The sequence below is a fragment of the Pseudarthrobacter sp. MDT3-1 genome (genome assembly GCF_054510755.1).
In genome coordinates, this window is sequence record NZ_JBTNDX010000007.1 from 75221 (window position 1) to 95065 (window position 19845).

Sequence of the window (19845 nt, forward strand, 5' to 3'; positions counted from 1 at the left end):
ACCCTTCGCTGTGTGCCGAGGATGGTCGCCTCAACGGGTACAGCGTTTGGTCAGGGATGCTGCGGCTTCATCGATCCAGGTCTCTCGGCCGCTCGGGATGGTCACTACCACTACAGCCGAACCGCATGCCTTGCGCCAAATCATGGTCTGTGGGACGTAATATTCGCTCACGCGAGTATTGACGCCAGCTATTCATTCAAATATTCGATCAGGGGCCGCTCAGGGGACGATGTACGCTTGCATCATGGTCCACGTCAACGATCCTGCCGTTATTGAGCGCCTGATGCGAAACAAAGGGCGGTGGGCCATCGTGGGCCTGACCACCAACGAGTGGCGTGCCGCCTACGACACCTCGCTGTTTATCCGCGACCGGCTCGGGATGGACATCATCCCCGTCAACCTTCCCGGCGATGCCGTCCACGGCGAAACCGGGTACCGTACCCTGGGTGAAATTCCCTCCGAAAAGCAACCCCTCGACGTCGTCGACTGCTTTGTGAACTCACAGAAGGTCGGTGCGGTGGTGGACCAGGCAATTGCCGTGGGCGCCAAAGCCGTGTGGCTGCAGCTGGGTGTTATCGACGAAGCGGCAGTGGACCGTGCCAAGGCCGCCGGCCTGGACGTGGTGATGGACGTTTGCCCCGCGCAGCAGGCGTGGAAGTACAACCTCTGATCAGCGCTGCATCAGCTCCGGGTAGTGGCGTTCGGTCACATCGGGATGGGCGCGCATGCGGCCCTTGAGCATGTTCAGGCCAAAGGACGCAAGCATCGGGTTGGACGGATCGTCGGAGATGCCGCGTGCCTGGGCTTTGAGCTCCGGAGGCAGCGGCACCGGATCGATGACAGCGTCCAGCCGCGGCGACCAGAAGAACGGGACTGAGTAGCGGTCCACGCCCGGTGGCGGCGCCTTGACCCGGTGGATCGTGGCGGCAAGGAATCCTTCCGTGGCCACCTCCAGCATTTCGCCCAGGTTCACCACGAGTGCCCCGGGAACAGGCTCAACCGGCGCCCATTCAGTTGTCCCGGGCGGCAGCACTTCGAGGCCGCCCACCTCGTCCTGGAGGAGGAGGGTGACAAAACCGTAGTCAGCGTGGGAGCCCACGCCCTGGTTCCCGGCCGCCTCCACCACACCGCCGACGTAATGCACCAGCTTGCCCATCCACGCGGGTTCGTTGCCGAAGGGCTCGTCGAAGTGGTCCTCCGGCAGTCCCAGGGAAACCGAGATGCCCCGCAGCAGCTCCATGCCCACACTGGACATCAGGTCGGCCCAGGCCATGGCCGCCGGCTTGAGCTCCGGCAACGCCTCATCGGGCCACATGTTGTGCCCTTGGAGAAGCCAGTACGGCTGGTCGGCCGGATAGTTGTGGACGGGCTCGCGCTCGGGGGAGTAGTCGATCTGCTCGCGGGCGTCGGCCCGTCCCTGCGTGACTTCGGTGCCCATCCGGGTGTAGCCGCGGAAGTGCGGGGAAATCCTGTTGTCCAGCTTCATCCGCTCCTCGAGGGGCAGTTCGAAGAAGCGTTTGATGAGGGCCAGCAGCTCGTCGGCCTGGCCGGGGGCGGCGCCGTAACCGGTGATTTGGAAGAAGCCCACGTTGTGGGCGGCGTCCCGCAGCTGGTCAATGAATTCGGGGCTGAAGGAGCCGTACGGCTGGCGTGCGGCGCTCATGTCCAGAACGGGAATGGTGGCCTGATCGGGTGACATCTTCGCAGACTAGCACCGCCGGGAAGGGCTTTGTAGGCTCGGTCCATGGACGCAGCCCAACTCAAGGCAATATGCCTGTCATTTCCCGGTGCCTTCGAGGATTTTCCCTTCGGCCCGGAGACCTCCGTGTTCAAGGTCCGGGCTGCCGTGGCAGGTGGCGCGCGGCATGAAGCCAAGATGTTTGCCGCGTCCGCCATGAACCCCGACGACTGGTCCGTGAGCCTGAAATGTGAACCCGCCCTGGCTGAGCAGCTGCGGGCCGCCCACCCTGAAATCACCGGCGCGTGGCACATGAACAAGACGCACTGGAACGGCGTGCGGCTGGATGGAAACCTGCCTGATGCCATGGTCCGGGACATGGTGGAGGATTCCTACGACCTGGTGGTGGTCTCCCTGAGCCGCAAGCAGCAGGAGCAGCTGGGGTGGGCGCGGCTGTCCGGGTCTTCGGGCGGGCCCCGTTGACGGGGAAGCGCCTGGCTCCCGGCGGCCTCAACTATCCGGGCATCGGCTTCACCGAACACGGCCGGGCGCCGGAAGGTTACCCCTGCCTCGTATCGCGGGAGTACCTGGGCGATGGACCGGCGGTCTACCGACGGGTGGCGCACGGAATCCTTATATGGGAACTGCAGCGTCGGTCTGGACTGCGCGTCCGGACCGAGTCCGACGTCGTGATCTCCGGCGCACGCGTGGTGAGCGGGTTCGGTGTCGGGCCTTTCCGTATCAATGCCCCGTGCGAGGTGGTCTGGGTGCGGCGGCCGGTGCCGGGAGACGGCCCCCAGTCAGCGGGCTTCGGCTACGGCACGCTGCCCGGCCATCCTGAACGCGGCGAGGAAGCCTTCGAAGTTGAGATCGGCGCTGACGGGCTGGTGTTCCTGAAGATCACCGCCTTCAGCAGGCACGCGAACTGGTTCTACCAGGCGGGAGGCCTGCTGGCCCGGGCGGCGCAACGGCACATCACTTCGCGATACGTTGGAGGGGCACGCCAACTCGCCGCAGGTGAAAGCTGATCAGGAGAAGGTACATGCTGGACCAATCGACCCTTGACCGCCTATGGAATTTTGGGGATCCCGAGCTGTCCGAACAGCGCTTCCGGGACGCCCTTACTGACCCGACCTACGACACGTACGAAAAGGCCGAACTCGCCACGCAGCTTGGCCGGGCCATTGGCCTGCAGGGCCGCTACGAGGAGGCGGATGCCTTGCTGGACTCCGTGGACGGCGAGGAAGAACCCACCGTCGGCGTGCGGATCCTGCTGGAACGCGGACGCGTCCTGAACTCCAGCGGCCACGCCGCCATGGCCGTGCCCCTGTTCGAACAGGCAGCCGAGCTCGGCGACCACCTCGGCGAGGAGTTCCTCGCCGTCGACGCGCTGCACGTGCTGGCCCTGGCAGACTCCGCCCACGCTGAACTGTGGACCCGGAGCGCCCTCGAATACGCGTCCACCGCCCACGATCCGCACACACGGCGCTGGATGGTGGCGCTGCACAACAACCTCGGCTGGACTTTCCACGGCGCCGGCCGGTTTACCGAGGCGCTGGTGGAGTTCCAGCTGGCCGAACAGTGGGCGGAACGGGCAGGAACCCCGGCGCAGCAGCAGGCTGCACGTGAGGCCATCCAGGCCTGTGACCTTGCCCTGGCCGCAGGTTGAACAACCCATATACCCCTGCAACTGAAGGAATACCGCATGATCTTCATCGTCGTGAAATTCAAGGTCAAACCCGACTGGTCCGAGCGCTGGCTCGGCCTCGTGGACGCATTTACCCAAGCCACACGCGCGGAGCCCGGCAACCTCTGGTTCGACTGGTCCCGCAGTGTGGATGACCCCAACGAGTTTGTCCTGGTGGAAGCCTTCAAGGACGACGCCGCCGGGGACCACATCAGCAGCACACACTTCAAGCAGGCCATGGCGGACATGCCGCAGGCGCTGGCTGAGACGCCGCACATCATCAGCCGCCAGCTCGACGGCGACGGCTGGGACCGGATGGGCGAACTCACCATCTGACCCCGATCGATACGATTACTGTATGTGGATCGGCTGGATTGAATTCGACATCCTCCTGGGCGACGTCCAGAGCCTGAAGGAGAAACGCTCCGTCATCAGGCCGCTGCTGGCCGAGCTCAAGCGCCGCTTCGACGTGTCCGTCGCGGAGGTGGGGGACCACGACCAGTACCGGCGCTCGCAGGTGGGCGCCGGCCTGGTGGCAGCAGACCGGGCGCACCTGGTGGAGGTGCTCACCGCCGTCGAACGCTTTGTGGCCGCCCGGCCCGAGTTTGAACTGCTCAGCTCAAGGCAGCGGGAGCTCCGCAGCGACGACTGACCCCATCGATTGCTCCGTAGGCGCCCTTTTGAGTGCCCAAAACGGCGCCTACGGAGCAATCGATGAAGGCTGTGGATAACTTCTGCAGCGCACACCGTATTCTGCTCTGATGAATCCATGAAGACCCAGCGCCCGCTGCCCGAGGAACTACAGGACCGCCCGTTCACAGTTGTCGAGGCGGTGCGCGCCGGAGTGTCGCACAAGCGGCTGCGACACCGGACACTGCATCGGCTCGGCAAGGGGATCCGGTCGGAAAGCCCGACGGCGGAGCTCCCCTTGACTGACAGGGTCCGGCCCTTCATCGAGGTCAATGAGCGATGCGCCGCGTCGCACCTCACCGCGGCGGAGATGCTTCTGCTGCCGCGACGTCAGCAGAAGGGGACTCCAGAGATGTTTCATGTCATCAGGCCTGAGGGATCGGCACACCTGAACAGGCCGCACGTCATTGTGCACCGCATGAAGCTTTACAGCGATGAGGTCGCCACAGTTGACGGGATTCCCGTGACCACTCCGGAGCGATCCTGGCTGGACATGGCGGAAATGCTCACGGTGGACGAGCTTGTGGCCATGGGGGACAGCTGTGTTCGCGTGCCGAGGGCGGCGTTTGAGGACAGGGACATGCCGCTGTGCAGTTTGGCTGATCTGCAGCGAATGATCGACAGGCACAAGAAAGCGCGGGCTACGCAGGGCCAAGGAAGCCATCAAACTCATCCGCGTGGGATCTGACTCGCCGCAGGAGACTCTGTTGAGGCTGGCCATTGTGAGGGCGGGGCTGCCGGAACCGGAGTTGAACGTGCCGATCATCGGCGACGACGGTATACGCCATCACGAGCCGGACCTGTCCTACCGCAAGTACCGGATCGGGATCGAGTACGAAGGTGAACAGCACGGTGAGGACGGGCAGATCGTCCGGGACATCACGCGTTCTGAAAAGTACCACACGCTGGGGTGGACTGAAGTCAGGATTTCCAAGCGGCACATGCTCAATGACGCCAAGCCTGCGGTCGCCAAGGTTCGTTCCGCCCTTGTCCAGGCGGGGTGGCGGCCCCGGCCTTAACGAACGATTGCTCCGGAACCGCCGTTATGAGGGTTCAAAAGGGCAGTTACGGAGCAATCGATGGAGGGTACTAGCCGAAGTACTTCGGCAGGGTCGCCTCGTGGGCTTCGCGGAGGGCGGCCAGGGACATGGTGTCCACGCCGTTGATCTCGAGGTTGCCGCTGGCTGCGTCCACCACGCCGATGCGGGTGTGGGCAAAGCCGCGGGCCGTGCACATGTCCTTGAACCGGACCTCTTCCGAGCGGGGCACGCCGACAACCGCGCGGCCCTGGGACTCGGAGAACAGCGCCGTGAACAGGTCCACGCCGTCGCGGTCCAGGACGTCCTGCAGGGCGATCCGGGCACCCACGCCGTAGCGCAGTGCGGATTCCACCAGGGCTGCCGCGAGGCCGCCTTCGGAGAGGTCGTGCGCGGAGTCCACCATGCCGTCGCGGGACGCGTTGATCAGGATTTCACCCAGCTCGCGTTCGGCGGCGAGGTCAACCTTGGGCGGCAGTCCACCGAGGTGACCACGCATGTTGGCCCACTCGGAACCGTCCAGTTCAGCCGCCGTCGTACCCAGCAGGTAGATGGCCTGGCCGTCCTCACGCCAGCCTGACGGCGTTCGGCGGGCAACGTCGTCGAGCTTGCCCAGCACTGCCACCACGGGGGAGGGGTGGATGGGCGTGGTGCCGGTCTGGTTGTACAGCGAGACGTTGCCGCCGGTGACCGGGATGCCCAGCACCATACAGGCATCGGACAGGCCGCGGATGGCCTCCGCGAGCTGCCACATGACGTCCGGGTCCTCGGGGGAGCCGAAGTTCAGGCAGTCGCTGACGGCCATCGGTACGGCGCCGGAGGTGGCCACGTTGCGGTAGGCCTCGGCCAGCGCCAGCTGTGCGCCGTGGTACGGATCGAGGTAGGTGTAGCGGCCGTTGGCGTCGGTGGCCAGGGCAACGCCCAGGCCGGTTTCCTCGTCGACGCGGACCACGCCGGCGTCGTCCGGGAACGCCAGGGCGGTGTTGCCGCCCACGTACCGGTCGTACTGGTTGGTGATCCAGTCCTTGCTGCACATGTTCGGCGAGGCCACGAGCTCGGTGACGGCGGCAGCCAGTTCCGCGGGGGCGGAGGGGCGGCCGGTGTCCTGGACGGAGCCGGTGAAGGAATCGGCCTGGACGGAGTCCTGCCATGAGGGGCGGGCGTACGGGCGGTCATACACGGGGCCGTCGTGGGCCACGGTGCGCGGGTCGACGTCCACGATGACTACGCCGTCCCAGGTGATGATCAGGCGGCCGGTGTCGGTGACCTCGCCGAGCCAGGAGTACTCCACGGCCCACTTGTCCATCACAGCTTCGAACGCGGCGATGTTCTCCGGGGTGACCACGGCCATCATGCGTTCCTGCGACTCGGACATCAGGATTTCGCCCGGGGTCAGCGTGGGGTCGCGCAGCAGGACGGAGGTCAGTTCAACTTCCATGCCGCCGTCGCCGTTGGAGGCGAGCTCGGACGTTGCGCAGGAGATGCCAGCGGCGCCGAGGTCCTGGATGCCCTCAACGAGGGAACCCTTGAAGAGCTCCAGGCAGCACTCGATCAGGACCTTCTCGGCGAAGGGGTCGCCCACCTGGACGGCGGGGCGCTTGGACGGCTTGGTGTCGTCGAAGGACTCGGAGGCCAGCACCGAGGCGCCACCGATGCCGTCGCCGCCGGTGCGTGCACCGAACAGGACCACCTTGTTGCCCTTGCCGGACGCGTTGGCGAGGCGGATGTCCTCGTGGCGCATCACGCCGACAGCCAGCGCGTTAACCAGCGGGTTGCCCTGGTAAACAGAATCGAAGACCATTTCGCCGCCGATGTTCGGCAGGCCCAGCGAGTTACCGTAGCCGCCGATGCCGGCAACGGCACCGTGCATAACGCGGGCGGTGTCCGGGTGGTCGATGGCGCCGAAACGCAGCGGGTCCATCACGGCAACCGGGCGGGCGCCCATGGAGATGATGTCACGGACAATGCCACCGATGCCGGTGGCAGCACCCTGGTAGGGCTCCACGAACGACGGCGAGTTGTGGGACTCGATCTTGAACGTCACGGCCCAGCCGTCGCCCAAGTTGGTGACGCCGGCGTTTTCGCCGATGCCCACCAGCATGTCCTTCTTCATCTCGTCGGTCACCTTTTCGCCGAACTGGCGCAGGTGGTTCTTCGACGACTTGTAGGAGCAGTGCTCGCTCCACATCACGGAGTACATGGCCAGCTCGGCGCCGGTGGGGCGGCGGCCCAGGACCTTCACTACTTCATTGAACTCGTTCTGCTTCAGGCCCAGTTCGGCCCACGGCAGGTCGGTGTCGGGCGTTTTGGCAGCGTTCTCGACAGTGTCGATATTGAACTTCTTGGTCTCGACAGGCTCGACCACCGAATTGATCTCGGTCATTTGTTGCCTCCCACAATCTTGTTCAGTACGGAGGTGAAGAAACCCAGGCCGTCGGTGTCGGACCCGCCGATCCCGTCCAGGGATTCGGGGCCGAAGCCAACTTCCACCGCGTGCTCGGGGTGCGGCATCAGGCCCACCACGTTGCCGGCGGCGTTGGAGATGCCGGCGATGTCGCGGCGCGAGCCGTTGGGGTTGAAGCCCACGTAGCGGAACACCACGCGGCCTTCAGCCTCGAGCGCGTCCAGGACCTTGTCGTCCGCGATGTACTGGCCGTCCTGGTTCTTCAGCGGAACCGTGATTTCCTGGCCGGCCGTGTAGTCGAGGGTCCAGGCGGTGTTGCTGTTTTCCACTCGCAGGACCTGGTCGCGGCACATGAACTTCAGGTGGTCGTTCTTGATCATGGAGCCGGGCAGCAGGTGCGACTCGGTCAGGATCTGGAAGCCGTTGCAGATGCCCAGCACGGGCAGCTTGGCATCGGAGTTGGCGGCGTCGATGATTTTGGACATCAGCGGCGCGAAGCGGGCAATGGCACCGGCGCGGAGGTAGTCGCCGTAGGAGAAACCGCCGGGGATCACGACGGCGTCCACGTCACCCAGGGTGGTGTCCGCGTGCCAGAGCGGCACTGCAGTGCCGCCGGCGAGCCGGACTGCACGGGCGGCGTCGCGGTCGTCAAGGGTGCCTGGGAACGTTACAACGCCGATCCGGGCACCGGCGAGCCGGGGCTCGGCGGCGACGGCGATTGCCTCGCCGATCAAGGGAAGTTCAGTCATCTCAGGCCTCGACGACCTCGACGTTGACGACGTCTTCGATAACGGGGTTGGACAGCAGGGTCTCGGCGGCTTCGCGGGCCTGGGCCAGGATTGCGTCGGTCACCTCGCCCTCAACCGTCAGTTCAAAGCGCTTGCCCTGGCGGACAGAGCTAAAGCTGGTGAAGCCCAGACGGGGGAGTGCACCCACGATGGCCTTCCCCTGCGGGTCCAGAATCTCGGGCTTGGGCATGACGTCAACAACGATCCGGGGCATCCGGCAACTCCTGTGCGTGAGCATTGGGTAAGGGCGCAGCGGAGTCACGCCGTCTTACGCCGTTCCGGGATGCTGGGGACGTTCTTTTTCGAACAGTGTGGACGGGCGCTCCGCGAGCTTGCTAGGCCATTCTACCGGGCCGAGCGCCGCACCCTGTATTCGGTGGGATCGGCCACAGTCATCGCGGCGGGGCGGGCTTTCGGGAGGTGGAGGACGACGGCGGCTATGGCCTCGTGGAGCAAGCGTCACTAGGATTACCGCATGGCTGAAAAATCGAAATCTCTGCTGTTGCCGATGATGGCCGTGGCCGTTTTTGCCGGGTTGGGCCGGATGGTTATGCAGAAGATCAAGGCGGACCGGGCTGCCCGGGAAACGCGCGTGGCCGGCCCCGTGGACGAAAAGACCCGCCAGTGGATCAGTGACGTGGTTCGGACGCCCAGGCAGTAGGCGCCCACTCCTTATCCACGCCTCAAGTCTTTGCCCAAGCCTCAACCGGGCGTCCCTGAGCGGGGGCGCCCGTTTTTGTGCCCGCTGCACGTGCCGGTGCTGGCTCTCCAGCCGTCGCAGCCCGAGACGGTCCCTGTCCTCGCCGTCCAGGACCTCGAGGAACAGGCGGCTCCGTTCGACCTCGGCACGCAGGACAAGTACCGCAACGGCCAGAAGGTGACCCTGGAGGGTCTCGACTACGGCCAGTGGTACTACGTGTACCTGAACAAGAAGAGCTACCGGATCGGCTGGATTTTCCCCACCACCGACAACACGGTGTAGTTCATCCTGCCCTCAGGTGTGCAGAGCGGCCGCGACGGCGTGGTGGTGCTGGACAAGGACGGCAAGCAGGTCTCCTTCGACCGCCTGCAGGTAACGCCCAAGGGTTGAGCCAGGTGATTTCCTAGCACCAAAGAAGACCTCCGCGCGGAGCTGGACATTTCCAAAGTCCGGCCCGCGTCGGGGTCTTTCTTTTGTGCCTTCCCGGCCCCGCCTTGTAGCTGCATGATTGACGTATACACCTGATGTGTCCTATGTCATATTCAGCTCTCAGTCTGTACTGTTTGTAACGGCTGGTCACAGCATTACAAAATCTGTAATGTCGTGTGCCGTTCCCAGCTGCTCCAGACCGGCAACGTGGCCGGCCGTTCGTCGTGAAAGGTGTAGTCGCTCGTGAAATCAACTGGAAAAAGCCCCATTCGGGGCGGGGGACTCCGGAAAGCAGCGGCATTGGCCGTGGGCTTGCCGCTGCTCCTTTCTTCGATGGCGATGAGCCCCGCTACCGCGGCGCCCGCTGAAGCAAACACGGCAGTTGCCTCAAAGAAGATCAACCCCGGCGACTACCCCGCCGGCCGCTACATTGTGGTCCTGGCCGAGAAGCCGGCGGCCACCTACGACGGCGGGACTCCCGGACTCGCAGCGACGAAGCCCCAGAAGGGCAGCAAGCTTGACGCCGACCGGCCGGAAGTCCAGCAGTACCGGGCGCACCTTGAGGGCAGGCAGAACGCTGTGGCCGGGTCCGAAAGCGTCCGGATCAAGCGCCAGTACACGGCTGCCATCAACGGGTTCTCGGCCGATTTGACCGCCGACCAGGCCGCTAAGCTCGCCAAGGACCCGGCCGTCCTCATGGTGGCACCGGACACGGAGAACGCGCCGGATTACTCCACTACAGACTTCCTTGGGCTCAGCGGTGAAAACGGCATCTGGAAGACTGCCTTCGGCGGGCAGGAGAATGCCGGCAAAGGCGTCGTAGTGGGCGTTATTGACTCCGGCTACACACCCTCCAACCCGTTCTTCGCCGGGGACGACGTGCAACCCCTCGCCGGCCAGGCCCAGATGGGCGCCCCGTACCGCACCGCAGACGGCAATATCGCCATGCTCAAGTCCGACGGCGACACCTTCGTTGGTGAGTGCCAGAAGGGGCAGGGGACCGGGGCTGCGTTTGACGGCAGCGCCTGCAACTCCAAAGTACTGAGTGCCCGCTACTTCGCTGACGACTTCATGGCGTACGTGGCGCCGGAGAACCGCGCGCCCGAAGAACTGATTTCGCCTGTGGATGTGGGAAGCCACGGGACGCACACCGCCAGCACTGCCGCGGGCAACGCGAACGTCCGGGCCAACCTTGGTGCAACCGATATGGGCATCACCAGCGGCGTTGCGCCGGCGGCTAAGATCTCCGTCTACAAGGTCTGCTGGGAGGACGACAACCCAGCCACAGGAGGGTGCTACAGCTCCGCCTCCGTGGCCGCGATCAATCAAGCCATCCTGGACGGCGTGGATGTGCTCAACTACTCCATCTCCGGCAGCACCTCAACCACCACGGACCCGGTTTCCCTGGCTTTCCTTTCCGCGGCGTCCGCGGGAATCTTTGTTGCCGCATCCGCCGGAAACTCGGGACCCACGGCAAGCACCGTAAACCACGGCGCTCCGTGGCTGACCACAGTGGCCGCGAGCTCCTTCTCCACGGAGTTGCAGGGAACCGTCGAATTTGAGGACGGCAGCAAGTACCGCGGCGCCAGTCTTATGTCCGCTCCCGTTCCTGCGAGCAACGTTGTGCTGGCGGCAAGTGCCGCAGCCGCCGGCGCAGCAAACCCGGAACTGTGCGCACCCAATGCGCTGGATCCCGCCAAGGTGACAGGGAAGATTGTTGTCTGCGACCGCGGGGTGGTGGACCGCGTAGCCAAGAGCGCCGAGGTGCAGCGCGCCGGCGGCATCGGCATGATTCTGGTCAACGTAACCACCTCCTCCGAGGACCTTGACCGCCACGCAGTCCCGACAGTGCACGTGAACCCGCCAGCCACGCAGCAGATCAAGGACAAGATCATCGCCAACCCCGGCATCAAGGTCTCCCTGGTAAACACGGACACCACCGGCCTTCCGGCCGCGCCTCAGCCTCAGATCGCCGGGTTCTCCTCCCGGGGCCCGCTGCTTGCCGCCGGCTCAGACCTGCTCAAGCCTGACGTGGCGGCGCCGGGTGTGGCAGTGCTGGCAGGCGTTTCGCCCATCGGTTCCGGCGGCGACCAGTTCGGCATGATGTCCGGGACGTCCATGGCCGCGCCGCACGTGGCCGGATTTGGCGCCTTGATCCTGGCCAAGAACCCCACATGGTCTCCGGCCACCGTCAAGTCAGCCATGATGACCACGGCAGCTGATATCAAGAACGCAGACGGCAGCCGGAACGGTGACGTGTTCGCAACCGGCGCTGGCCACGTGGACATTGCGCGGGTCCTGGATCCCGGCCTCGTCTACGACAATTCCGAGGACGACTACCTGAAGTTCATTCAGGGAACGGGCCTGGACATGGGCATCCGGGGTCTCGGAACAACCGCACCGCGGGATATGAATGTTGCCTCGTTCGCGCTGGGGGCACTCACCGGCAAGACAGAGGTCACGCGGACTGTCACCGCGCTGACCCCAGGCGTTTACCGGGCCAAGGCCAGCGTTCCTGGCGTCAAGGTGACGGTCACGCCGTCGATCCTTAGCTTCAATGCTGCCGGCGAGAAGCGCACCTTCAAGGTCAAGTTCGAGAACACCAGCGCTGCCCTGGGGCAGTTTGCCATGGGCAACCTCATCTGGCAGGGTGCCGGCAAGAACGTGGCATCGCCGGTGGCCGTCCGCCCGCAGTCAGTGGTGGCACCGGCAAACCTGGCGTTTACCTCGGAAGGAGGCCAGGGGCAGGGCGACATTCCGGTGGTTTCGGGCACCAACGCGCCTGTGAAGATTACTTTGGACGGACTGTCCAAGGCTGACTCCTCGGCCATCGAACTGGTGCCAGGGCCGCTGGCCCTGGAAACGGACGCGTCCAACTTCGCCAAGGAGGTCACCGTTCCGGCAGGATCGCCGTTGGCAAAGTTCTCCGTCTTTTCCTCGGACGAGGCCGCCGACTTCGACATGGTGGTCTTCAACCCGGCGGGCCAGGCCCTGCTGGCCCAGACGGCCTCTGCCAGTGAATCAATTTCGGTTCCGAACCCGGCTCCGGGCGTGTACACGATTTTTGTGAACCTCTACGCAAGCCCCAATGGGCAGCCCACGAAGGCGTCCGTGGACGCTGCGGTGTTGGGAGCCAACGTGGGAAATGCCACTGTGACCCCCAATCCGCTGCGGCTCGGGAACGGCCAGTCGGGCATTCTGAAGCTCCAGTGGAAGGACCTCGCTGAAGGCTCGTATATCGGCCGAGTGACGTTCGCGGGTTCGAGCGCGCCCACCTTCGTATCTGTGGTTGTCACACCAGGCAGTGCTTTGGTGGTCCCTGCTGATGAAACTGCCGATGACCCTGCCAACGACAAGAAGGACAAGGTCAAAAAGGAAAAGAAGAAGCAGGAGGTCCCGGAGTTCTCCGGAAACCGCAATATGGATCTCTAGCCCTTCAGCAACAGCATGGGAACGCCGCCGGACCGCTTGGTTCCGGCGGCGTTCCCGTTTTGCGGAGGCTGCCGCCGATGGTCAGATTTCGCCGCGGGAACCAGTTGTCCCGCCGAACAGGGGAGCCATGGCGCGCCAGCGGGAGATTTCACAGCCATCGGTTCGCCGGAAAGTCACACTGACGGGACGGCCGTTGATGGAGCCGGTCACAACGGCCACCTGCGGCCCGCCGTATTGCTGCGTGCAGAGTTTCGGGGGGGCCGGTTTGGGAAAGAAGATGTCCTCACCGAAGCGTTCCATCGCTGACAACGCTGCTGCGGAATCGGGCACGGTACAACCGTCAGCAGGGCGGCCATCGCGGACTATCAGCCGGAACTCGTACTCGGGGGAGTCGGGGTCTTCCGTGACCCTGATGGTCAGCTCGAGGTCCTTCATACGGTCCCCGCAGTTCGAAGCGGTGCCAAGGCCTGCGCCAGGCGACCTCGGAGCCCAGTAGCCTCACCGGCGAAGGCGCGCTGATGCTCAACGTAGGCCGCTTTGCCTTCCGCGGTTTCGATCCGAATGGGCGGGTAACCCCACTCCGCGAGGTCGTAGGGGGAGGCCTGCATGTCCATGGCCCGGATCCGCCAGGACAGTTCGAAGCAATCCATGACCAGTTCGCTGGGAAGCGCGGGCAGCAGTTTGTACGCCCACTTGTAGAGGTCCATGTTGGCGTGCAGGCAGCCCGGCTGTTCCATGTGCCGCTGGTTTTCGCGGCTGGGCGCCAGTTCGTTCAGCGCAATCGCGTCGGGCGTGTAAAAGCGGAAGGCGTCGAAGTGTGAGCACCGGATCCTGTTGTCCTCCACCACTTTGTCCGTGCCGGCCGAACCCAGCCTCAGTTGCAGGTATTCATGGCGCAGGTCGAATTTGTCCTGTCGGTAGACCATGGCCCATTCGTGCAGCCCGAAGCAGCCGAACTGCGCGGGCCGGGCAGCGGTGCCGCGAAGAATGATGTCCGCGAAGGCCACCGCCTCCTGCCGGTCGGCCAGGAACCGGGCGCGGTCAAAGGTCACGGCAGGGGTTCCTGGCGGCAGCCCAAGGGAGGCGAGTTCGCCGTCGTCGAGCGTTTTGTAGTGCTTCCAGCCCATGCGGGCGGACGCCGCTTCCGCGGTCAGTACGACGCCGGCTCCCGGGTGCCAGCGCAGCAGCTGGCCAGGCTTCTGGGTGTAGTAAGTGAAAAGAAAGTCCTCCACCGGGTGCTTCCTACCTGCCGAGCGGCGGGCAAGGTAGGGATCCGAGTAACGGCGGACGCGTTGGGCGTGCGCTTCTTCGCGGGCACGCCAGGCCTCGGCCGTCAGCAGGCTACGTTGCTCCACCGCTGGCACCCAGGACGTCCTGGGCTGCGTTCCAGGCACCGATTTCGCAGCCGTTGGTGCGCGCGAACGTGGCATCCACGGGAGTATCGTCCACAATCCCGGTGACCGTGGCGGTCTGCGGGCCGCCGTATTGTTCGGTGCAGGCCACGTCTTTGCTCTTGGGGGCCGGGCTGAGGAGCGCAGCGTTGTTCTTGAGGGCAGCGCACGCAGCCTCCGGCCTGGGGTGCTTGCTCTCAGCCGTGGGGAGGCCGCCGCGGCAGACCAGCGTGTAGTTCACTGCCGCTTCGGTGGGAGAGGGCCTGACCATGATGGCAAGCTCGGCGTTGCCGGCGCCGGGGCCTGCCGTCGGGGCCGGGGGTGCTGAAGGGGACGGCGCAGGGACGGTGGTCTCGGTGTCCGGAGCGGGGGAGCCGGAGGCGCCCGGGCTGGCGGAGGAGCTGGTTGTGGGGCTGGCGGATGAAGTCCCGGTCCCGTCAGGCGTGCCCGTACAAGCGGCGAGCCCGGCAATGGCGAGGACCGCCAGCAATGGCCGTACTGTTCGCAAACGCATAGACCCTCCTAGGTTGCTGCCATTTTACGCCTTGCCGCATTTATTCCCCGGCGGGTTGCCCGTTGGATCCGGCGGAGGCGGCGATGAGCCCCATCATGGATTTGTGCAGCGCGCCCACCTGCTCACGGGTCAGCCCCAGGCGTTCCATCATGGTGCCCGGGACAGCAATGGCCTGCTGACGCAGCGCGGCGCCGGCCGGGGTCAGGCCCACGGCAAGGGTGCGTTCGTTTCCGTCCACCCGCTGGCGGGTGACAAAGCCGGCCTCCTCCAGACGCCGAAGTAGCGGTGAGATGGTGGCCGGGGCCTGCGCCAGGGCTTCACTGATGCTGCGCAGGGTGCGGGGTGCTGACTCCCACAGGCACAGCATCACAAGGTACTGCGGGTGGGTGAGTCCGAGCTTTTCGAGGACGGGCTTGTAGGCGCCCACCACGCTTCTGGATGCCACGGTGAGGGCAAAACAGAGCTGTTGCTCCAAGAGGAGGTCATCGTCCTGCTGCCGCGCAGCGCCGGCCAGTACCGTCATAACATTTCCTCCAATAGTTAGTGCACTAATTGTTAGCGTACACTGAAGCGGGTAATTGGGTTCTATCGAAGGGGTCACTTTCATGGGCAAAGGCAAGTCAGGCGACAAGGGCAACGCATCCCAGCGGTTCATGCGCGCAACCGGCAAGCTCAGGGCGATTTTCGGCCCGGCCAACCGCAGTTCCCTGGTGCATGACATGACCGAAGAGAACCGGGCACTCCTGGTTCAGCGCGAGCGGGAAACCCAGCAATGGGAAACGGTCACCCGCCCGGACGGCAGCACCTATGTTGTGCCCAGGAACCCGGACGACCAGTCCCTCCGCTGACGCTCCCCGGCCTCCCCACCATGCCCAACCTCACCAGACCAATTTTCGGGCGGCGGGCGTAAAATAAGGGCACTGACTCCACAAGGAGGCAGTGGCTCTTTCGCCCGCAACGCGGGAAGGGGGGTGGAAACAATGGGACATGCGCTCACCGGTTTTATGCACGCGACTGACAGGCTCCGCTTTGTCTTCGGGCCGGCAACGCGTCTGGACACGGATTCGCCCGTGGTCCACAAGCATGATGAGTTCGAGCAGGCCTCTGACGAGGATCTTTCCCACTTCGTGGTGGAAACCGATTCCGAAGGTCATCACTACGCCGTGCGCCGCGAAGAATTGGACAAACAGGGCTGAAACAAAAGCAACGCGGGGTCACTTCCGGCCCGATAACCTTCGTTTATCGGGCCGGAAGTGACCCTCCCCGCCCGCGCCCTAGCCTCGCAAGCTCGGCCAGGGAACCCTGCGGGGCGTGGGCCCTCGTTGCTTTCTAAGAGCGGCCTAGCGCCCGGTGCCGCCGTAGACGGTTGCCTCGTCCTCGCTGTCCAGGTCGAAGGCTTTGTGGATTGCCCGGACGGCGTCATCGAGGAGATCGGCGTGTGTCACCACGGAGATCCGGATTTCCGAGGTGGAGATCATGTTGATGTTGATCCCGGCGTCGGACAGGGCCTTGAAGAACGTCGCGGAGACGCCCGGGTGTGACCGCATGCCGGCCCCGATCAGGGACAGTTTGCCGATCTGCTCGTTGTATTCGATGTTCTCGAACCCGATGTCCGGCTGCGCGGCCTTGAGCGCTTCCAGGGCCTCCGCGCCTTCGACGATGGGGAGCGTGAAGGAAATATCCGTCCGGCCCGTGCCGTGCGTGGAAACGTTCTGCACGATCATGTCGATGTTCGAGTGGGCGTCGGCAATGACCTGGAAGATCGCGGCCGCCTTGCCGGGGATGTCCGGGACACCCACCACAGTGACCTTGGCTTCGGAACGGTCGTGTGCAACGCCGGAGATGATTGGCTGCTCCAAGGCAACTCCCTCTTGAGTGGTGATCTTGTCTTCGGCGCTGGGGATGACCCAGGTGCCTTCGTTCTGGCTGAATGAGGACCGGACATGCAACGGCACACCGAACCGGCGCGCATATTCAACGCAGCGCAGGTGCAGGATCTTCGCACCGGACGCCGCGAGTTCCAGCATTTCCTCGCTGGAGATGGTGTCGATTTTCTGGGCGGAAGGCACCACTCGGGGGTCAGCCGTATAGATGCCGTCAACGTCTGTGTAGATCTCGCAGACATCGGCGTCGAGTGCGGCCGCAAGCGCGACGGCGGTGGTGTCCGAGCCGCCGCGGCCCAGGGTGGTGATCTCGTTGGTGCTGCGGCTCATGCCCTGGAAGCCGGCCACGATCGCGATGTGCCCCTTGTCCAGGGCCGTACGGATGCGGTGCGGATCGACGTCGATGATTCGAGCCTTGCCATGGATGCCGTCGGTGATCATGCCGGCCTGGGAGCCGGTGAAGGACTGCGCCGAGGCGCCGAACTTGTTGATGGCCATGGCGAGCAGGGCCATGGAGATGCGCTCACCGGCGGAGAGGAGCATGTCCATCTCGCGGGCGGGGGCGGAGTCTGTCACCTGGGCGGCGAGGTCCAGCAGTTCGTCGGTGGTGTCGCCCATGGCCGAAACGACCACCACCACTTCGTTGCCGGCCCGCTGCGCGTCGACCACGCGCTTGGCGACGCGCCTGACTCCCTCGGCATCCGACACGGAAGAGCCGCCGAACTTCTGCACAATCAGCTGTTTGGTCACGGCAGTGCCTTCGGGCAGCTCCTGTGGCTGCGTTGCTGTGTGCACTTCGGAAGTGGGCGTACTCATGCGCGTACCTTCACTGGATCAATCGGAGTTCTGGAGGTCAGGCACGGCCTTGCGGCTGGACGGCGTGACGTGTCAGCCCAGTTTATCGCCGCCTGTGGCCGGACGCGGAATTGTGTCCAAATCTCAGCCTTCCGGCGGATACTGCGCCCGTCGGCTCAGGCGTAGGCTCATATAGTCAGTATGCATGAACGGCTTTGGGGGACAGGTGCTCGGGAAATGACAGAAAACTGGGACAGAATAGGCATTCCGGCCCAGCCGGAAAGCCCGCGCCAGGACGGCATCAGCGCCACCGCGGTGAGCCGCAGCTTCGGGCAGGTGCACGCCGTCGAGCACATGGATTTCCATGCTCCGGCGGGAAAAGTCACCGCACTGATCGGCCCGAACGGTGCCGGTAAAACCACGCTGTTGCTCATGCTGGCTTCACTGCTGGCGCCGGATTCCGGCACTGTCACGGTGGATGGGCTGGATCCGCAGCACCACCGCGCGGAAGTGCGGAAAAGGATTGGCTGGATGCCGGATACCCTGGGCGTGTGGGAGTCCCTGACCGCCCGTGAGATCCTCACCCAGATAGCCCGTTTCTACCGGCTGCCCAAGGCCGGAATCCCGCAGCGCGTTACAGAGATGCTGGACCGGGTCCGCCTGAGTGACCTTGCAGACCAGCCGGCCCGTGTCCTGTCCCGGGGGCAGCAGCAGCGCCTCAGCCTGGCCCGCGCACTGATACACGATCCGTCCGTGCTGCTGCTCGATGAGCCGGCGTCGGGCCTGGACCCGGGATCGCGGGTGGAGCTGCGCGTGATGCTGCGGCAGCTTGCGGCGGAGGGGAAGTCCATCGTTGTCTCCTCCCACGTGCTCAGCGAGCTGGACGAAATTGCGGACGCAGCGGTGTTCGTCAACCGCGGGAGGACGGTCCGGCACCAGACCACGGACGCGGCTGCCGCCTCCGGCAGGCGCTACGCCATCTCGGCAACCGACGGCGCAGCGCTCGCCGCCAAACTCACGGACTTGGGCCTGACGTTCCGGGTTGAGGACGGCCGCCGGCCGGCCGTCAGCCTGGTGTTGCTGAACGACGACGACGCCGCCCGCCTCCTCCGCGACCTGGTGCTCGCCGGCGTCGGGGTCAGCTCCTTTGCCCCCGCCTCTAGTGCCCTGGAAGAGACTTACATGAACCTTGAGGGGGAGCGGCGATGAGCCAGCTGACAGAACAAACGCAGCGCCCGCCGGCTTCCGGCTTTGGTGCCGGCTACCTTGCCGGCATCCGGGATGTGGTGGTCCTGGAACTCAAGCAGCGGCTCCGGTCCCGCGGCTGGTACATCATGCTGGCCATCTGGTTCATCCTGACGGGCCTGGTGACCTGGCTGACCTGGGCCAGCTGGAACGCCCAGCGCGAAGCCCAGCGCGCCTATTCCAACTTTCTGCCGCCCGACACCGGTCCGGGGTCCATGATCTTCGAAGTGGTCCTGGCCTTTGTCCTCCTCTTCGCATTGCTGGTGGCGCCCGCACTGTCTGCCAATGCCGTCAACGGCGACCGCGCCGGCGGGACCCTGGCCATCCTGCAGGTGACCCTGCTCCGTCCCGGCCAGATCCTGTGGGGCAAGTTCTTCGCCGCGTGGGCCGCCGCCCTGGCCTTCCTGGTTGCCAGCACGCCGTTCCTGGTCATCGGAGTGGCCCTCGGCGGCATGACGCCCGGCCATGTCATCGTGGCCCTGCTGATGCTCGCGGTTGAGGTGGGTGTGGTCTGTGCCATCGGCGTCGGAATTTCCGCGCTGGCGGGGCGTCCGCTGTTCTCGATTGTCGTCACGTACCTTGCCGTGGCCGGGCTGGTTTTCGGTTCCCTGATTGCCTTCGGCCTGGGTACCGGGCTCTCGCAGGGCACCGTTATGGCCAACCAGGCGCAGTACCGCAACTACGAACCGCTGCGGCCGGTACCCGACGAAACAGCGCCGCAGGAACCGGAGTACACCTGCTCCGGACCGCTGCGTGCCCAGCCAGCAGTTCGCACCGAAAGGGTGGCGTGGATGCTGGCCATGAACCCTTACGTGGTGGTGGCCGATGCCATCCCCTACACGGTCCGCGTCAACAGTGGCCTCGGAATGTCGTCACCGGTGGGGGCCATCGAATCCATCAGCCAGGGTGCACGCTACGCCATGGCCGGTCCGGAGGGCACCTACCCCTGCGCCAACGGGGAGGCCAAGCCGCAGTACCTGGCACAGTCCACTCCCTTGTGGCCGCTGGGGCTCGGCCTGCAGCTGCTGCTTGCCGGGCTGCTGATGTGGCTGGGCTGGCGCTCGCTGCGCACCCCGGCACACAGGCTGGCACGCGGAACCCGCATCGCCTAAGCCGGTGTGCCCGACGACGGCTCAGCCCGGCCCCGGTCTTCCTTAGCCTGTCTGCCTAGC

General features: G+C 65.0%; 24 protein-coding genes. 15 read left to right on the top strand and 9 right to left on the bottom strand.

Going from position 1 to position 19845, the window contains the following annotated elements; translation table 11 throughout:
* Nucleotides 1-244 precede the first annotated feature (244 nt).
* Nucleotides 245-670, top strand: a complete 426-nt coding sequence (locus ACX80X_RS07370) for a CoA-binding protein (RefSeq protein ID WP_252602191.1) — start codon at nucleotides 245-247, stop codon at nucleotides 668-670.
* Here the strand turns inward: ACX80X_RS07370 and ACX80X_RS07375 are convergent, their stop codons facing one another.
* The gene (locus ACX80X_RS07375) at nucleotides 671-1699 is read right to left on the bottom strand and encodes an isopenicillin N synthase family dioxygenase (protein WP_252613975.1); all 1029 of its coding nucleotides are present in this window, start codon (nucleotides 1697-1699) and stop codon (nucleotides 671-673) included. It abuts the gene before it with no gap.
* Nucleotides 1700-1744: 45 nt separating this feature from the next.
* On the opposite strand from ACX80X_RS07375, the gene ACX80X_RS07380 reads away from it, so the two are divergent.
* The 7 genes from ACX80X_RS07380 to ACX80X_RS07410 all read left to right on the top strand — a co-directional run bounded on the left by ACX80X_RS07380 (nucleotide 1745) and on the right by ACX80X_RS07410 (nucleotide 5074).
* Nucleotides 1745-2161, top strand: coding sequence for an MmcQ/YjbR family DNA-binding protein (locus ACX80X_RS07380; protein WP_252602197.1), 417 nt, complete (start codon nucleotides 1745-1747; stop codon nucleotides 2159-2161).
* Nucleotides 2122-2706: a DUF1990 family protein gene (locus ACX80X_RS07385; RefSeq protein ID WP_252613974.1), complete on the top strand. Its 585-nt coding sequence runs from the start codon at nucleotides 2122-2124 to the stop codon at nucleotides 2704-2706. Before ACX80X_RS07380 ends, ACX80X_RS07385 begins: the two co-directional genes overlap by 40 nt.
* Before the next feature lie 14 nt (nucleotides 2707-2720).
* The gene (locus tag ACX80X_RS07390) at nucleotides 2721-3347 is read left to right on the top strand and encodes a hypothetical protein (RefSeq protein WP_252610107.1); all 627 of its coding nucleotides are present in this window, start codon (nucleotides 2721-2723) and stop codon (nucleotides 3345-3347) included.
* A gap of 36 nt (nucleotides 3348-3383) precedes the next feature.
* A complete protein-coding gene (locus tag ACX80X_RS07395) occupies nucleotides 3384-3701 on the top strand; it encodes a putative quinol monooxygenase (protein ID WP_252602205.1) in 318 nt (105 codons plus the stop codon).
* A 22-nt stretch (nucleotides 3702-3723) separates the two neighbouring features.
* Nucleotides 3724-4017: a DUF503 domain-containing protein gene (locus ACX80X_RS07400; RefSeq protein ID WP_248762970.1), complete on the top strand. Its 294-nt coding sequence runs from the start codon at nucleotides 3724-3726 to the stop codon at nucleotides 4015-4017.
* Nucleotides 4018-4134: 117 nt separating this feature from the next.
* Nucleotides 4135-4743 (top strand): hypothetical protein, encoded by a 609-nt coding sequence (locus ACX80X_RS07405; RefSeq protein WP_252613972.1) that lies wholly within the window; start codon nucleotides 4135-4137, stop codon nucleotides 4741-4743.
* Nucleotides 4733-5074: a hypothetical protein gene (locus tag ACX80X_RS07410; protein ID WP_252613971.1), complete on the top strand. Its 342-nt coding sequence runs from the start codon at nucleotides 4733-4735 to the stop codon at nucleotides 5072-5074. The genes ACX80X_RS07405 and ACX80X_RS07410 overlap by 11 nt, the downstream gene beginning before the upstream one ends.
* A 70-nt stretch (nucleotides 5075-5144) precedes the next feature.
* Here ACX80X_RS07410 and purL read toward each other — a convergent pair whose 3' ends face one another.
* Genes purL through purS form a run of 3 tightly spaced genes read right to left on the bottom strand, consistent with a single transcriptional unit; the run spans nucleotide 5145 to nucleotide 8498 of the window.
* Nucleotides 5145-7475 carry a phosphoribosylformylglycinamidine synthase subunit PurL gene (gene purL, locus ACX80X_RS07415; RefSeq protein WP_252613969.1) on the bottom strand — a complete coding sequence of 777 codons (2331 nt, stop codon included), beginning with the start codon at nucleotides 7473-7475 and terminating at the stop codon, nucleotides 5145-5147.
* Nucleotides 7472-8245: a phosphoribosylformylglycinamidine synthase subunit PurQ gene (gene purQ, locus ACX80X_RS07420; protein ID WP_252610117.1), complete on the bottom strand. Its 774-nt coding sequence runs from the start codon at nucleotides 8243-8245 to the stop codon at nucleotides 7472-7474. The genes purL and purQ overlap by 4 nt, the downstream gene beginning before the upstream one ends.
* A gap of 1 nt (nucleotide 8246) precedes the next feature.
* Nucleotides 8247-8498 carry a phosphoribosylformylglycinamidine synthase subunit PurS gene (purS, locus tag ACX80X_RS07425; RefSeq protein WP_056348600.1) on the bottom strand — a complete coding sequence of 84 codons (252 nt, stop codon included), beginning with the start codon at nucleotides 8496-8498 and terminating at the stop codon, nucleotides 8247-8249.
* 261 nt (nucleotides 8499-8759) lie between these two features.
* Between purS and ACX80X_RS07430 the strand changes: the two genes are divergently transcribed.
* From ACX80X_RS07430 to ACX80X_RS07440, 3 genes are all read left to right on the top strand, one after another.
* On the top strand, nucleotides 8760-8945 hold the full coding sequence (locus tag ACX80X_RS07430) for a hypothetical protein (RefSeq protein WP_252566883.1): 186 nt from the start codon (nucleotides 8760-8762) through the stop codon (nucleotides 8943-8945).
* A 96-nt stretch (nucleotides 8946-9041) separates the two neighbouring features.
* Nucleotides 9042-9266 carry a hypothetical protein gene (locus ACX80X_RS07435; RefSeq protein ID WP_308293082.1) on the top strand — a complete coding sequence of 75 codons (225 nt, stop codon included), beginning with the start codon at nucleotides 9042-9044 and terminating at the stop codon, nucleotides 9264-9266.
* Between the two features lie 414 nt (nucleotides 9267-9680).
* Entirely contained in the window at nucleotides 9681-12845 is a 3165-nt protein-coding gene (locus ACX80X_RS07440; RefSeq protein ID WP_459311692.1) for a S8 family peptidase, read from the top strand.
* An 81-nt stretch (nucleotides 12846-12926) separates the two neighbouring features.
* On the opposite strand, the gene ACX80X_RS07445 is transcribed toward ACX80X_RS07440, so the two are convergent.
* The 4 genes from ACX80X_RS07445 to ACX80X_RS07460 are packed head-to-tail and all read right to left on the bottom strand — an operon-like array spanning nucleotide 12927 to nucleotide 15273.
* On the bottom strand, nucleotides 12927-13280 hold the full coding sequence (locus ACX80X_RS07445; protein WP_252602213.1) for a serine protease inhibitor: 354 nt from the start codon (nucleotides 13278-13280) through the stop codon (nucleotides 12927-12929).
* Nucleotides 13277-14209: a 3-methyladenine DNA glycosylase gene (locus ACX80X_RS07450; RefSeq protein WP_252602215.1), complete on the bottom strand. Its 933-nt coding sequence runs from the start codon at nucleotides 14207-14209 to the stop codon at nucleotides 13277-13279. The genes ACX80X_RS07445 and ACX80X_RS07450 overlap by 4 nt, the downstream gene beginning before the upstream one ends.
* On the bottom strand, nucleotides 14187-14750 hold the full coding sequence (locus ACX80X_RS07455; protein WP_459311635.1) for an SSI family serine proteinase inhibitor: 564 nt from the start codon (nucleotides 14748-14750) through the stop codon (nucleotides 14187-14189). Before ACX80X_RS07455 ends, ACX80X_RS07450 begins: the two co-directional genes overlap by 23 nt.
* Nucleotides 14751-14790: 40 nt before the next feature.
* Complete coding sequence (locus tag ACX80X_RS07460) at nucleotides 14791-15273, bottom strand: MarR family winged helix-turn-helix transcriptional regulator (protein ID WP_252602218.1); 483 nt, start codon at nucleotides 15271-15273, stop codon at nucleotides 14791-14793.
* Nucleotides 15274-15355: 82 nt separating this feature from the next.
* Between ACX80X_RS07460 and ACX80X_RS07465 the strand changes: the two genes are divergently transcribed.
* Nucleotides 15356-15598, top strand: coding sequence for a hypothetical protein (locus ACX80X_RS07465; RefSeq protein ID WP_252602220.1), 243 nt, complete (start codon nucleotides 15356-15358; stop codon nucleotides 15596-15598).
* A gap of 132 nt (nucleotides 15599-15730) precedes the next feature.
* Nucleotides 15731-15946 (top strand): hypothetical protein, encoded by a 216-nt coding sequence (locus tag ACX80X_RS07470; protein ID WP_252602242.1) that lies wholly within the window; start codon nucleotides 15731-15733, stop codon nucleotides 15944-15946.
* A 144-nt stretch (nucleotides 15947-16090) separates the two neighbouring features.
* Here ACX80X_RS07470 and ACX80X_RS07475 read toward each other — a convergent pair whose 3' ends face one another.
* Nucleotides 16091-17449, bottom strand: a complete 1359-nt coding sequence (locus tag ACX80X_RS07475) for an aspartate kinase (RefSeq protein ID WP_252602223.1) — start codon at nucleotides 17447-17449, stop codon at nucleotides 16091-16093.
* Nucleotides 17450-17665: 216 nt separating this feature from the next.
* Between ACX80X_RS07475 and ACX80X_RS07480 the strand changes: the two genes are divergently transcribed.
* Nucleotides 17666-18637, top strand: a complete 972-nt coding sequence (locus ACX80X_RS07480) for an ABC transporter ATP-binding protein (RefSeq protein WP_459311637.1) — start codon at nucleotides 17666-17668, stop codon at nucleotides 18635-18637.
* Nucleotides 18634-19785, top strand: coding sequence for an ABC transporter permease (locus tag ACX80X_RS07485; RefSeq protein ID WP_252602229.1), 1152 nt, complete (start codon nucleotides 18634-18636; stop codon nucleotides 19783-19785). Before ACX80X_RS07480 ends, ACX80X_RS07485 begins: the two co-directional genes overlap by 4 nt.
* Nucleotides 19786-19845 lie beyond the last annotated feature (60 nt).

Excerpts from the sequence above, each read along its gene's own strand:
- ACX80X_RS07380 (WP_252602197.1), top strand. The coding sequence starts at position 1,745 with ATGGACGCAGCCCAACTCAAGGCAATATGCCTGTCATTTCCCGGTGCC.
- ACX80X_RS07430 (WP_252566883.1), top strand. The coding sequence starts at position 8,760 with ATGGCTGAAAAATCGAAATCTCTGCTGTTGCCGATGATGGCCGTGGCC.
- ACX80X_RS07445 (WP_252602213.1), bottom strand. The coding sequence starts at position 13,280 with ATGAAGGACCTCGAGCTGACCATCAGGGTCACGGAAGACCCCGACTCC.
- ACX80X_RS07455 (WP_459311635.1), bottom strand. The coding sequence starts at position 14,750 with ATGCGTTTGCGAACAGTACGGCCATTGCTGGCGGTCCTCGCCATTGCC.
- ACX80X_RS07485 (WP_252602229.1), top strand. The coding sequence starts at position 18,634 with ATGAGCCAGCTGACAGAACAAACGCAGCGCCCGCCGGCTTCCGGCTTT.
- ACX80X_RS07370 (WP_252602191.1), top strand. The coding sequence starts at position 245 with ATGGTCCACGTCAACGATCCTGCCGTTATTGAGCGCCTGATGCGAAAC.
- ACX80X_RS07475 (WP_252602223.1), bottom strand. The coding sequence starts at position 17,449 with ATGAGTACGCCCACTTCCGAAGTGCACACAGCAACGCAGCCACAGGAG.
- purS (WP_056348600.1), bottom strand. The coding sequence starts at position 8,498 with ATGCCCCGGATCGTTGTTGACGTCATGCCCAAGCCCGAGATTCTGGAC.
- purQ (WP_252610117.1), bottom strand. The coding sequence starts at position 8,245 with ATGACTGAACTTCCCTTGATCGGCGAGGCAATCGCCGTCGCCGCCGAG.
- ACX80X_RS07405 (WP_252613972.1), top strand. The coding sequence starts at position 4,135 with ATGAAGACCCAGCGCCCGCTGCCCGAGGAACTACAGGACCGCCCGTTC.
- ACX80X_RS07375 (WP_252613975.1), bottom strand. The coding sequence starts at position 1,699 with ATGTCACCCGATCAGGCCACCATTCCCGTTCTGGACATGAGCGCCGCA.
- ACX80X_RS07390 (WP_252610107.1), top strand. The coding sequence starts at position 2,721 with ATGCTGGACCAATCGACCCTTGACCGCCTATGGAATTTTGGGGATCCC.
- ACX80X_RS07400 (WP_248762970.1), top strand. The coding sequence starts at position 3,724 with ATGTGGATCGGCTGGATTGAATTCGACATCCTCCTGGGCGACGTCCAG.
- ACX80X_RS07460 (WP_252602218.1), bottom strand. The coding sequence starts at position 15,273 with ATGACGGTACTGGCCGGCGCTGCGCGGCAGCAGGACGATGACCTCCTC.
- ACX80X_RS07395 (WP_252602205.1), top strand. The coding sequence starts at position 3,384 with ATGATCTTCATCGTCGTGAAATTCAAGGTCAAACCCGACTGGTCCGAG.
- ACX80X_RS07465 (WP_252602220.1), top strand. The coding sequence starts at position 15,356 with ATGGGCAAAGGCAAGTCAGGCGACAAGGGCAACGCATCCCAGCGGTTC.
- ACX80X_RS07470 (WP_252602242.1), top strand. The coding sequence starts at position 15,731 with ATGGGACATGCGCTCACCGGTTTTATGCACGCGACTGACAGGCTCCGC.
- ACX80X_RS07480 (WP_459311637.1), top strand. The coding sequence starts at position 17,666 with ATGACAGAAAACTGGGACAGAATAGGCATTCCGGCCCAGCCGGAAAGC.
- purL (WP_252613969.1), bottom strand. The coding sequence starts at position 7,475 with ATGACCGAGATCAATTCGGTGGTCGAGCCTGTCGAGACCAAGAAGTTC.